The sequence below is a fragment of the Stenotrophomonas sp. KH_036_B genome (assembly GCF_057839485.1).
Window position 1 is genome coordinate 3,377,580 of the sequence record NZ_CM174491.1, and the last position, 12,760, is coordinate 3,390,339.

General features: G+C 67.7%; 10 protein-coding genes. 6 read left to right on the plus strand and 4 right to left on the minus strand.

Features of this window, described 5'->3' with window-relative positions:
* Positions 1–67: 67 nt before the first annotated feature.
* The 5 genes from AC3ITN_RS15050 to AC3ITN_RS15070 all read left to right on the plus strand — a co-directional run bounded on the left by AC3ITN_RS15050 (position 68) and on the right by AC3ITN_RS15070 (position 8,218).
* Positions 68–2,515 (plus strand): TonB-dependent receptor plug domain-containing protein, encoded by a 2,448-nt coding sequence (locus AC3ITN_RS15050; protein ID WP_489391026.1) that lies wholly within the window; start codon positions 68–70, stop codon positions 2,513–2,515.
* Positions 2,516–2,690: 175 nt separating this feature from the next.
* Complete coding sequence (otsB, locus tag AC3ITN_RS15055; RefSeq protein ID WP_489392943.1) at positions 2,691–3,455, plus strand: trehalose-phosphatase; 765 nt, start codon at positions 2,691–2,693, stop codon at positions 3,453–3,455.
* A 21-nt stretch (positions 3,456–3,476) separates the two neighbouring features.
* Positions 3,477–5,258 (plus strand): glycoside hydrolase family 15 protein, encoded by a 1,782-nt coding sequence (locus AC3ITN_RS15060; RefSeq protein WP_489391027.1) that lies wholly within the window; start codon positions 3,477–3,479, stop codon positions 5,256–5,258.
* Complete coding sequence (gene otsA, locus AC3ITN_RS15065; RefSeq protein ID WP_313348231.1) at positions 5,255–6,622, plus strand: alpha,alpha-trehalose-phosphate synthase (UDP-forming); 1,368 nt, start codon at positions 5,255–5,257, stop codon at positions 6,620–6,622. The genes AC3ITN_RS15060 and otsA overlap by 4 nt, the downstream gene beginning before the upstream one ends.
* Before the next feature lie 324 nt (positions 6,623–6,946).
* Entirely contained in the window at positions 6,947–8,218 is a 1,272-nt protein-coding gene (locus tag AC3ITN_RS15070) for an OmpA family protein (protein ID WP_489391028.1), read from the plus strand.
* A 93-nt stretch (positions 8,219–8,311) separates the two neighbouring features.
* On the opposite strand, the gene AC3ITN_RS15075 is transcribed toward AC3ITN_RS15070, so the two are convergent.
* Genes AC3ITN_RS15075 through rluD form a run of 3 tightly spaced genes read right to left on the minus strand, consistent with a single transcriptional unit; the run spans position 8,312 to position 10,526 of the window.
* A complete protein-coding gene (locus AC3ITN_RS15075) occupies positions 8,312–8,731 on the minus strand; it encodes a thiol-disulfide oxidoreductase DCC family protein (RefSeq protein WP_489392944.1) in 420 nt (139 codons plus the stop codon).
* A complete protein-coding gene (gene pgeF / locus AC3ITN_RS15080; protein WP_489391029.1) occupies positions 8,716–9,531 on the minus strand; it encodes a peptidoglycan editing factor PgeF in 816 nt (271 codons plus the stop codon). Before pgeF ends, AC3ITN_RS15075 begins: the two co-directional genes overlap by 16 nt.
* The gene (gene rluD, locus AC3ITN_RS15085; RefSeq protein WP_313348224.1) at positions 9,531–10,526 is read right to left on the minus strand and encodes a 23S rRNA pseudouridine(1911/1915/1917) synthase RluD; all 996 of its coding nucleotides are present in this window, start codon (positions 10,524–10,526) and stop codon (positions 9,531–9,533) included. The genes pgeF and rluD overlap by 1 nt, the downstream gene beginning before the upstream one ends.
* 116 nt (positions 10,527–10,642) lie before the next feature.
* Here rluD and AC3ITN_RS15090 point away from each other — a divergent pair, with 116 nt between their 5' ends.
* Entirely contained in the window at positions 10,643–11,527 is an 885-nt protein-coding gene (locus AC3ITN_RS15090) for an outer membrane protein assembly factor BamD (RefSeq protein ID WP_313348222.1), read from the plus strand.
* Between the two features lie 87 nt (positions 11,528–11,614).
* On the opposite strand, the gene AC3ITN_RS15095 is transcribed toward AC3ITN_RS15090, so the two are convergent.
* A complete protein-coding gene (locus AC3ITN_RS15095) occupies positions 11,615–12,676 on the minus strand; it encodes a hypothetical protein (RefSeq protein WP_489391030.1) in 1,062 nt (353 codons plus the stop codon).
* Between the last annotated feature and the right edge of the window lie 84 nt (positions 12,677–12,760).

Genomic DNA, 12,760 nt, shown 5'->3' on the forward strand with positions numbered 1-12,760 from the left:
ATCCGGATGGATTGGTACATACATATCCAACCCTCCCCTCCCCCCTCGTCGTTCTGCTGGAGCCTGCATGTCCCGTCCGTCCGCGTCGCGCCTTGGCCTTGCCATTGCTTTGGTCCTTTCCTCCCCTCTGCTGGCCCAGGACCTTCACGCGCAGGACGCGCCCGCCACCGCCACCACGCTGGACACGGTGATCGTCACCGGTACCCGCGCGATCGACCGCACCGTGCTGGAGTCGACCTCGCCGGTGGACGTGTTGACCGCCGAGGACATCCGCCGCGCCGGCGTGGTCAATGGCGAGCTGGGCAGCGCGCTGCAGGCACTGCTGCCATCGTTCAACTTCCCGCGCCAGTCCAACTCCGGCGGTGCCGACCACGTCCGTGCCGCCCAGCTGCGCGGGCTCTCGCCCGACCAGGTGCTGGTGCTCGTGAACGGCAAGCGCCGCCACACCAGTGCGCTGGTCAACGCCGACAGCAAGATCGGCAAGGGCACCACGCCCGTCGATTTCAATTCCATCCCGGTCAGCGCGATCAAGCGCATCGAAGTCCTGCGTGACGGTGCCGGCGCGCTGTACGGCTCGGATGCGGTCGCCGGGGTGATCAACGTGATCCTCGACGATGCGCCCGAAGGTGGTGCCATCGAAGCCAGCTTCGGCGCCCACCACACCGATCTGGAGCCGATCGACCGCACCATCACCGACGGCCAGACCAGCTTCGTCAGCGCCAAGGTGGGTACCGCGCTGGGCGAAGATGGCGGCTTCCTGCGCGTCGGCCTGGAGCTGAAGAACCGCGAAGGCACCAATCGCGCCGGCTTCGACCAGATTCCGCCGTGGGACCAGAGCGATGCCAACCTGGCCCTGCAGGGACAGCGCAACTACGTGCTCGGCGATGGCAGCACGAAGGACCTCAATGCGTGGATCAACACCGAACTGCCGTTCGGTGAAACGTCCAAGTTCTATTTCTTCAGCACCTTCAACCAGCGCGACAGCGAAGGCGCCAACTACTTCCGTTACCCGGACAGCGACGCCAACTGGACCCAGATCTATCCCAACGGTTACCGCCCGATCTCCGAGGGCGAGAACCGCGACGTGCAGGCCGTGGCCGGTGCCAAGGGCCAGTGGGGCGAGTGGAATTACGACGCCAGCCTGGACTACGGTTTCAATGCGTTCACCTATCGCCTGCGCAACTCGCTCAACGCCTCGCTGGGCCCCACCAGCCCCACCACGTTCAAGACCGGCGACTACCGCAATGAACTGACCGTGGGGAACTTCGATCTCGGCCGGGTGTTCACCCAGGGCAACAACAGCCACAGCCTGGGTCTGGGCGTCGAAGCGCGCCGCGACCACTTCCAGACCCGCCCGGGCGATCCGGCCAGCTACGCGGCCGGCCCCTACACCGACCGCCCGACCGGTTCGCAGGCCGGTGGTGGCCTGACCCCGCAGGACGCCACCTCGCTGACCCGCGACGTGGCCAGCGCCTATGCCAGCCTGTCCAGCCAGTTCGGCGAGCACTTCTCCAGCGACGTCGCGGCCCGTTACGAGCACAGCGACGACTACGGCGGCGAGCTGACCGGCAAGCTCGGCCTGCGCTACGAGTTCACCCCGGCGTTCGCGCTGCGTGGCGCGGTGTCCAACAACTTCCGCGCTCCGTCGCTGGCGCAGATCGGCTACGAATCCACCTCTACCGGCTACAACGCCGCTGGCCAGCTGGTCCAAGGCCGCGTGCTCTCGGTGAACAATCCGATCGCGCGCGCACTGGGCGCCAGCGACCTCAAGCCGGAGAAGTCGCTCAACACCAGCCTGGGCTTCACCAGCCGCATCGGCGAGCACTTCGATCTGTCGCTGGACTTCTACCAGATCGACATCGATGACCGCATTGCACTGTCCGAAAGCATCACCGGCGACGCACTCACCGACACCGTGCTGCAGCAGTTCGGCGTGAGCGGCCTGCAGAGCGCCAGCTTCTTCGTCAATGCTGCCGACACCCGCACGCGCGGCGCCGAACTGGTGACCAACTGGCGCCAGGCGCTGGGCGATGGCCAGCTGCTGCTGACCGGCACCTATGCGTACAACAAGACCACGCTGAAGAACGTGCTGCCCACGCCGGCGCGCCTGCTCGCACTCGATCCGGATTACGTGCTCTTCGGCGTGGAAGAGACCAACACGCTCACCGACGCCACCCCGCGTACGCGGGCGCAGCTGGCCGCCAGCTGGGCCAACGACCGCTGGACGCTGAGCAGCCGTGTCAGCCGGTACGGCAGCGTGACGCGTGTGTTCAACTTCGGTGACGGTTTCGTGCCGCGCCAGACCTATGGTGCCGAATGGCAGCTGGATGCCGAGGTCGAGTACCGCATCACCCCGCAGTGGAGCGTGGCGCTGGGTGGGCAGAACCTGACCGACAATTATTCGGATCTTTCCAACGAGGACATCTACTATTACGGCAACCTGCCGTATGACGTGCTGTCTCCGATTGGCAGCAATGGTGCCTATTACTACGGGCGCGTTCGCTACACGTTCTAGGATGCGTGCGGACCAGCGGTCCGCCGCCGTCGGTGTGCAGGCGTCGCCCGACCGTTGGTCGGGCGACGCCGCACTCCGCCCCGTGCGCGTGACGACCCACGGTCGTTACCTGCCGCGCATCTGCGTGTGAACGCCGTTACCCGGCGATCACATACGCGGTGGCATGTTGGCGACCATGGCCAACGACTTCCCCCAACGTCCGCCGCCACCACTGCTGGACGATGCGTGCGCGCTGTTCCTGGACGTGGATGGCACCCTGATCGAATTCGCCGAGAATCCCGAGGCGGTCACCCTGCTGCCGGAGGTGCGTGAAGCCATCGGGCGCATCAGCGATCGCCTGGAGGGTGCGGTAGCACTCATCAGCGGGCGCCCGCTGGAGCAGCTGGACCGGCTGTTCGCCCCGCTCCACCTGCCAGCCGCCGGCCTGCACGGACACCAGGTGCGCGGCTTCGCCGGGCAGACCCACGCGGTCAACGCCGACCACGATGACACCACCAGCGAGTGGCTGCACGCCGTGCACCAGCAGGCCATGCGATTCGCACACGGCCATCCGGGCGTGCTGGTCGAAGACAAGGGCCACAGCCTGGCCCTGCACTGGCGTGGCGCGCCGCATGCCGCGCGTGATGTCCAGGCGTTCGCCGAACGGCATATCCGCGGCCATGGCGGCTACCGTCTGCAGCCGGGCGACCACGTGGTGGAATTCGTTCCCGAAGGCACCGACAAGGGTCGCGCCATCCGCCAGCTGATGCAGCAGTCGCCGTTCCGTGGCCGCATTCCGGTCTTCCTCGGCGACGACCTCACCGACGAATACGGTTTCGACGCGGCCAACACGCTGCACGGCTGGAGTGTCCTGGTGGGCGAGCGCGAGCCCAGCGCGGCCGTGTTCGCCCTGCCGCACGTGCACACCGTACATGGCTGGCTGCGCGAAAACGCCTACTGATGTCTGAGAGAACCACGCACCATGACTGAACCCAATCTGGACCTTGGCGTCGTTGGCAACGGCAGCTTCGGCGCACTCATCGACCGCAACGCGCGGGTCGTATGGAGCTGCCTGCCCACCTTCGACGGCGACCCGACCTTCTGCGCGCTGCTCCAGCCCAACCAGCAGACCGGTGGCGATTTCGCCATCGAACTGGAAGACATGGTCAGCAGCGAGCAGGCCTACCTGACCAACACCGCGATCCTGCGCACCGTGCTGCACGACAAGCACGGCGGCTCGCTGGAGATCATCGATTTCGCCCCGCGCTGGCGCCAGAACGACCGCTTCTACCGTCCCGTCAGCCTGATCCGGCAGGTGCGACCGCTGTCCGGCACCCCGCGCATCATCGTGCGCGCGCGGCCGCTGGCCGACTGGGGCGCGCGCGTGCCCGACGCCACCTGGGGCAGCAACCACATCCGCTGGGTGCTGCCGGACCATGTGCTGCGCCTGACCACCGATGTGCCGTTGCGCTTCGTGCGTGACGAACTGCCATTCGTGCTCAACCATCCGGTGCACCTGGTGCTGGGCGTGGACGAATCGCTCAACCGCTCGCTGAGCGGCTACGTGCAGGAATCGTTCCAGCGCACGCGCGACTACTGGCGCGAATGGGTGCGCTACCTGTCCATTCCGCTGGAGTGGCAGGACGCGGTGATCCGCAGTGCGATCACGTTGAAACTGTGCCAGTACGAAGACAGCGGCGCGATCATCGCGGCAATGACCACCTCGATCCCCGAGGCACCCGGCAGCATCCGCAACTGGGACTACCGCTATTGCTGGCTGCGTGACGCGGCCTTCGTCGTACGCACGTTGAACCGCCTCGGTGCCACCCGCACCATGGAACAGTTCCTCGGCTACATCTTCAACCTCGCCACGGCCGACGGCAGCCTGCAGCCGCTGTACGGCATCGGCTTCGAGGCGAAGCTGGAAGAGAGCGAGGTGGCCTCGCTGGACGGCTACCGCGGCATGGGCCCGGTGCGGCGCGGCAACCTGGCCTGGGTACAGCGCCAGCACGACGTGTACGGCAGCGTGGTGCTTGCCTCCACCCAGCTGTTCTTCGACCGCCGCCTGCAGGACCCCGGCGACAGCCATACCTTCGCGCGGCTGGAGCCGCTGGGCGAGCAGGCGTTCGCCCTGCACGACGTGCCCGATGCCGGGCTGTGGGAATTCCGCGGCCGCACCGAAGTGCATACCTACACCAGCGCGATGTGCTGGGCCGCGTGCGACCGCCTGTGCAAGATCGCGGTGCGGCTGAAGCTGGACCACCGCGCGGAGTACTGGCGCGACCGCGCCAACACCATCCATGCACGGATCATGCGCGAGTCCTGGAGCGAGGAACTGGGCCACTTCACCGATACCTACGGTGGCCATCGTCTGGATGCCTCGTTGCTGCTGCTGGCCGACATCGGCTTCATCGCCGCTGACGATGCGCGCTTCGTGGCCACCGTCGAAGCGATCGGCCGCGACCTCAAGCATGGCAACGCGCTGTACCGCTATGTGGCCCCGGACGATTTCGGCGAGCCGGAAACCAGCTTCACCATCTGCACGTTCTGGTACATCGATGCGCTGGCCGCGATCGGCCGCATCGACGAGGCGCGCGACATGTTCGAGACGCTGCTCGAACGCCGCAACCACCTCGGCCTGCTCTCCGAGGACCTGGCCTTCGACAACGGCGAGGCGTGGGGCAACTTCCCGCAGACCTACTCGCACGTGGGCCTGGTGACGGCGGCCATGCGCCTGTCGCGCAGCTGGCAGGAGGCGTCATGAGCCGTCTGGTGGTGGTATCCAACCGGGTGGCCGCGCCAGGTGTCGCCGCACCCGGCGGGCTGGCGGTGGGCCTGCTGGCTGCATTGAAGGAACGCGGCGGGCTGTGGTTCGGCTGGAGCGGCAAATCGGTGCGCGACCCCAGCGGCAGCCTGCACGAGCAGACCGAGGGTGACATCCGCTACGTCACCATGGACCTGAACAAGCGTGACGTCGATGGCTACTACAACGGCTTCGCCAATCGCACGCTGTGGCCGCTGCTGCACTTCCGCCTGGACCTGGTGGACTACGACCGTGCCACCCGCGAGACGTACCGCCGCGTCAATGCGCTGTTCGCCGAGAAGCTGGCGCCGCTGCTGCGCGAAGACGACATCGTCTGGATCCACGACTACCACCTGATCCCGCTGGCGTCGCTGCTGCGCGAGCGTGGCATCGGCTGCCGCATCGGCTTCTTCCTGCACGTGCCGATGCCCTCGGCCGACCTGCTTCAGGCGATGCCCGACCACCTGCGCCTGTTCTCCAGCCTGTATGCCTACGATCTGGTCGGCTTCCAGACCCAGCGCGATGCCGACCGGTTCCAGTCCTACGTGCGCCTGTTCGGCGGCGGCCGCGCCTTGGCCGACGGCATGCTCGAAGCGCCCGGCGGGCGTCGCTTCCGTGCGGCGGCCTTTCCGATCGGCATTGATACCGCGCACATCGAACGCCAGGCCAAAGCCGGTGCCAACAAGCCGGCCGTGCGTGACCTGCGCAACAGCCTGCGCAACCGCCAGCTGGCCATCGGCGTGGACCGGCTGGACTACTCCAAGGGGCTGCCCGAGCGCTTCCAGGGCTTCGAACGCTACCTGCAGCGCCACCCCGATCAGCGCGGCAGCCTGACCTACCTGCAGATCGCGCCGGTCTCGCGCGGCGATGTCACCGAGTACCGGCAGCTGCGCAGCCAGCTGGAACAGATCGCCGGCCACATCAACGGCGGGTATGCCGAGCCGGACTGGACCCCGCTGCGCTACGTCAACCAGAACTTCGCCCATGCCACGCTCACCGGCTTCTACCGCGCCGCCGCCGTGGGGCTGGTGACGCCGCTGCGCGACGGCATGAACCTGGTGGCCAAGGAATACGTGGCCTCGCAGGACCCGGAGAATCCCGGCGTGCTGGTGCTTTCGCTGCTGGCCGGGGCCGCCGATGAAATGAAGCAGGCGCTGCTGGTGAACCCCCACGACCTGGACGGCGTGGCCGATGCCATCGCCACTGCGGCCACGATGCCGCTGCGCAAACGCGTGGAACGCTGGCAGGCGATGATGGAACACCTGCGCACCTACGACATCAACCACTGGCGGCAGTCCTATCTGGATGCCTTGGAAAGCGGCTGATTACGACAGCCCTGTGATCGCGCGTGATGTCGCGATCACCACCTTTTCGCCGCTGCGCTGCGCATCAATCGCGTTGCTGCAGTGCGTTTAGGAACGTGTCGCTTTAGACACCATGCGAATGCAAAGCCCACCTGTGACAAGACGCCTGTTTGATAGGCGTCCTAGATGGTTGTAGCGGCCCGCAGATTCGTAACCTTCGGCCGCTGCAACTTTCATTTCGCATTGACAGGTCCTCACGACATTGACCCCGCAGAGCCCATGCATGCCGCATGGGGCGACCTGCGCAGGCCTGCCTGCGCGGTCCTGAATCCGGGAATCCGATTGATGTCACTGCTGGACCGATACATTGAAAACACCGCCCTGCACATGGGCCTGGGGCACCGCGCGCGCAACCTGATCGAGGTCCTGGTCGATTACATCCGCAGCCTGCCCGACGGCGTGCACGGCCTGCGCCGGCGCTTCGACGCGGTCGGCCTGGGCGCGGAATTCCCGTCTACCGGCCGGCCCCACCGCCTGCTCGCCAGCCAGCTCGAATCTGCGATCGGACGCGGCGAACTGGCCGTGCTGGCCCGCCGCGCCGCCTTCCCCACCGGCATGTTCGCGGTGGTCGCCGCCGACCTGCTGCCGGGCCTGCTCGACGTGATGGAACAGGATGCACGGCGTGTGCAGTCGCTGGAGGCAGCTGCGCGCACCCGGCGCACTGGCCCTGCGCCGGTGCCGAGCGCGGTGCGTGGCAGCGTGCTGCGCGGGCTGTCGTGGGTGCTGGTGGCCGGTGCCCTGCTGTGCCTGACCGGCTGGATCCACCAGAAGACCCGGGTCATTCCCGCCGGCACGACGGCGGCCGAGCGGCAGACATCGCCGCGGCTGTCGCTGGTCAATCATGGCGGGATCATCGATGTCCGCGGCCGCCTGCCGGGCGAGGCAGACCGGCGCAAGGTCTGGAGCGCGCTGGTCGGGCAGTACGGCCAGGCGCGGGTAAGCGGCGACATCCAGCGCGATCCGCATGCGCAGGCACCGCGCTGGCTGGACCGGCTGCTGACACTCACCCCGGTGCTGCGTCATCCGGGCCTGTCGCTGTCCTTCAGCGGTGACACCCTGCACGTGGACATGTCGGGGCTGCCGGACGCCGACCGCGTGGCCGTCTCCGAGACGCTGCGGCGTGGCTTCGGCCATCTGCACGTCACCGGGCTGTGGGACCCGGGCCGGGTCGCGCTGGCGCGGCTTCCCGCCACCCCGGAACCCAGCCGGCTGGTGGACGCGCTGAACCAGGGCGCGATCCGCTTCGAACACAAGTCGCCGGTGGTGCGTGCCGACGGCATGGACATGCTGCGCGCCAGCGCCTTGGCGATCCGTGCCGCCGACCCCGCGCTGCGCCTGGAAGTGGCCAGCCACACCGACAGCCTGGGCACCGCGGACAGCAACCTGCGCCTGAGCCAGCAGCGTGCCGAGGCCGTGGTGGCCGAACTGCAGGCGCTGGGCGTGCCGTCCAGTGCGCTGGTCCCACGCGGGTATGGCGAAGAGCAGCCGGTGGCCGACAACCGCCTGGAAGCCGGCCGCGAACGCAACCGGCGGATCGAGTATTCCGTGTTGGAGTGATCGACGGGGTGCCACGCTGGGCGGATCGCGCACCCGATCAGCGTAGCGCCACGCCATGCGCGGCTTCGCGGTGATCGGCACGCCCCTTGTCTCTCAATCGAGGAAGCGTCCCACCTGCCTGGGCGCCGGCAGCGCGCACACGTCATGCCGGCCGAACCAGCGATAACGGTTGCGTGCCAGCGTCCGGTAGGCGCGGTCGCGCCAGGTCCGTGGCACCAGCCGCAGCAGGCGGGCCAACCGCCAGGCACCGCCCAGACCGGCCAGCACCTGCACGATGGCGTCGGTATCGGACCAGGCGCGGCCCTGCTCGACCAGCAGGAACGACAGCGGGTCGTCGGGGTCCAGCCCATGCTCCTGAAGCAGGGCCCGGCCCTGCACGCCCTGCATGGCCGCGAAGCGGTAGCGGCCGCGGTGATCGAAACGCAGCAGGAAGCGCACCCAGCGGCTGCACAGGGCGCAGACGCCGTCGAACACGATCACCGGTCCGCCCGCCGTGTTCACCCTGCGATCCAGGCCAGGGTCGCCATGCGGCCGGTGCGACGGTCGCGGCGGTGCGAATAGAACCGCTGCGGGTCGGCGATGCTGCACCACTGCCCGCCGCTGATCGCGGCCGGGTCCAGCCCCGCACCGACCAGGCGCCGGCGGGCCAGCGCATACAGGTCGACCTTCCAATGCCCCGGCCGGGTGGCGCTGAACGCCGCGGCCGCCGCCGCGTCGCGGTCGACAAACGCGGTGAACACGTCTTCGCCGATCTCATAGTGGGCCGGGCCGGCGGCCGGGCCCAACCAGGCCTGCAGCGACGCAGGCTCGGCGTGCATGGCCGCCACGGTCGCCTCCAGCATGCCGTCGGCCAGCCCGCGCCAACCGGCGTGCGCCGCCCCGATCTCACTGCCATCGCGGGCGGCAATCACCACCGGCAGACAATCGGCGGTGAGGATGGCCAGGACCACGCCGGGCACCGAGGTGACCGCCGCGTCCGCCGTCGGCTCGCTGTCCAGTCCGCTGGTGCCGGGCGCGGCGTCGAAACGCAGCACCTCGGTGCCGTGCACCTGGCGCAGCCAGTGCGGGGCCGACGGCAACGCCAGGCCGGCCTGCAGCAGGTCGCGGTTGTGCTGCACCTGGGCCGGGTCGTCGCCATCGGCGGCGTGGCGGTTGCCCATGTTGAACTGGTCGAACGGCGCGCGCGAACCGCCTGCGCCGAAGCGCAGGGTGGTCAGCGCGTGCACGCCGGGCGGCGCCGGCCAGTCGGCTGCCAGCACCGGCACCTGCGCAGGTGCGGCGTCGGGCGGCGGGTGCGGCAGCGAGGTCACCATCAGCGGCGACCACGCTCCAGTTCGGCGAAACGCTTGCTGTCCTCGCGCAGCGCCTCCAGCAGTGCCAGCATGTCGGCCGGCACCGGCGCGCTGTTGCGGATCGGCTCACCGGTGATCGGGTGCGCGAATTCCAGCGTCTCGGCGTGCAGCGCCTGGCGCTTGAAGCTGCGCAGCTGCGCCACCAGGTCGTCGGTGGCGCCCTTGGGCAGCTTCAACGCGCCGCCGTACAGCGAATCGCCCACGATGGCATGCTTGAGGTGCGCCATGTGCACGCGGATCTGGTGGGTACGCCCGGTCTCCAGGCGGCATTCCAGGGCGGTGTGCGCGCGGAAGCGCTCGCGCAGGCGGTAATGGGTCACCGCGTCCTTGCCATCCTCGCGCACGGCCATGCGGATGCGATCGCGCGGGTGGCGGTCGATCGCCGCATCGGCGGTGCCGCCGGAGACCAGTGCGCCCACCACCACCGCCAGGTACTGGCGGTGCACGTTGCGCGCCGCCAGCTGTTCCACCAGCGCGGTCTGCGCCTGGATCGTGCGCGCCACCACCATCACGCCGCTGGTGTCCTTGTCGAGCCGGTGCACGATGCCGGCGCGCGGCAACACCGACAGTCCCGGATCGCGGAACAGCAGCGCGTTGACCAGGGTCCCGGTCGGGTTGCCCGCGCCCGGGTGCACCACCAGGCCCACCGGCTTGTTGATGACGAACACGTGCTCATCCTCGTACAGGATGTCCAGCGGGATGTCTTCGGGCTCGGCATGGGTCTGGGTGTCGAGCACGACATGCAGGCTGGCCACTTCGCCGCCGCGGACCGGGGCGCGGCCGCGCACGGGCTCGCCGTCCAGCAGGACGTCGCCCGACTTGATCCACTCGGTCAGCTTGGATCGGGAGAATTCGGGGAACAGTTCGGCCAGGACGGCGTCGAAGCGCCGTCCGGCGGCGGTGTCAGGCACGATGGCCTGGCGGGTGGATTCGGATTCAGAAGCGTTATCGGACATGGGGAGCACACCGCAGGGAGACAATTTTGGGGTCCGGTCGACCAGTTTCAGTCGCGGGACAGGCCACTAGGCTATCATCGACCCTTCGTATTCCAGCCGCGTCCCGCCCAGACCCCATGATCCGACGCTCTTCCCTGCTGTCCGCGCCCGTCCGCACCGCGGCCCTGATGCTGGTCCTGGCCCTCGTCTCCACCGGTTGCCACCGTGGCGCCAAGGGTGACAACCCCGAGGAAGGCCAGCCGGTCGAACAGATCTATGAAAAGAGCCACGGCCTGATGCAGAAGGGCAACTGGAGTGGGGCGGAAGCCACCTTCCGTCGCCTCATCGCCCAGTACCCGTATGGTCCGTACACCGAGCAGGCGATGATCGAAACCGCCTACGCGCAGTACAAGGCCGGCAAGCACGATGACGCGGTGTCCAGCATCGACCGCTTCATCCGTACCTACCCGACCCACCGCAACATCGCCTACATGTACTACCTGCGCGGGCTGGCCAACGGCAACCGCAATACGGTATTCCTGCGCCGCGTATGGTCGCTGGACCCGAGCCGCCGTGACCTGTCCACCCCGCGCCAGGCCTACGCCGACTTCAACATCGTGGTCGAGCGCTATCCCAACAGCCGCTACGCGCCCGACGCGCGCCAGCGCATGCTGGAGCTGCGCGACGTGTTCGCCCAGCACGAGCTGGACAACGCCCTGTACTACCTGCGCCGCGACGCCTGGGTGTCGGCCGCCGGCCGCGCCAACTACCTGCTGGAGACCTACCCGCAGAGCGCCTTCCAGTACGACGCGGTGGCCACCCTGGGTGAGGCCTATACCCACCTGGGCAACAAGGTCCTCGCCGACGACGCCCGCCGCGTGCTGGAGCTGAACCAGCCCGACCACCCCTGGCTGCAGGGCGACTGGCCGAACTACCCGTGGATGATCCGCAAGCTGAACCCGTTCGCCGGCGAGAAGTCCGCCAGCACCGGTGAGCGCAATGCGACGTTGAATCGCCGCTGATACAGCGCGGTGTTGATGCAGAAAGGGTCCCGCGAGGGACCCTTTTCTGTTTCGCTGTCGAGCCGGGCCCTGCCCGGCTGCTTCCGCTCAGTCGAAGCTGAGCCCAGACGCCTTGATGACCGCAGCAAGCACCGTTGCCGACGGCGGTACCGGCGCTTCCGGCCGAACCGCGGAAACGCCAAGCTGGTAGTTCGACCAGGCGCCAGGGTGTTCAAGCAGGCGGATCACGTCGTCCAGCGTCTCTCGCGGGATGACGGCGCTGATCTCAGGCACGGACAGTGCCGCCTCCCAGAAGCGGGTCATTTCGCCGGTGGAGAAGCGCGTTGCACTGCCCTCCTCCGCAAATTGCTTGAGCACCAGCGCGTCCTTCACCACGCCTGTCGAGCCGCCATCGGGCTGTGCCACCCGCCTCGGTGGGCTACCGCCATCCTCGCGTCGAGTCTGCACCCGGTAGCTCTGCGCTTTCCCGCCCACGACGGTAGCCAAAGAACCGTATTCAACCCGCTGATAGTCCGGGACAACCTCCGCACGTTCATAGTCCGGTACAGGTTCATAGTCCGGCGCAGGTAGGGACGGCTTGAGTATTGATCTGACAGTCTCAGGATCAGCCTCGCGCTCAGATTTCGGCTTGGAGGTGCTCTTGGTGACGAGTGACGGCGCCTCGTCATCGTAGTCCGGCTCAGGGTCCACGTTGGAGTCAGCGTCAGGCGTCGTGTGTGTGACCGGTGACGACACATCATTGGGGGAAGCGATGCTCAGTCCAGTCTCTGGTTGATCATAGTCTGGCGTCGGAACCGGGCGAGTATCAGCGGGCCACTGAGCCACCGCAGCCTGCTTGTTCGGCTGAGAATCCGGGCGCGCAATGGGAGTCGGCGTCCGGGCCTCGGCCATCTGTACACCCGGGACAGGCAGTTGCTTCAGGAATTCAATCGCAAGCTGCTTCAGGCGAGGCGAACGGAGACCATCAAGCTCGCCGGTGATCTCCTTTTGCAGGCCGCGAGCACCGCCCAACTGCTTGAACTGACCATTGAATATCTCCGTCAGCTTCATCACGGTGACTTTCGACGGCTCGTAGCTTTCTGACTTTTCGGCTTTGCACGCCAGCGCCTGGCCGAACGTATGGAACCTGGTGTTGATGATGGTGGACACGGGGGAGGCCCAATAACAGAGAGTCCGGCACTCTAGGTCCAGACCCTCCCCACCACTTTCAAGAACGCATCAAGGGCGTGTTGT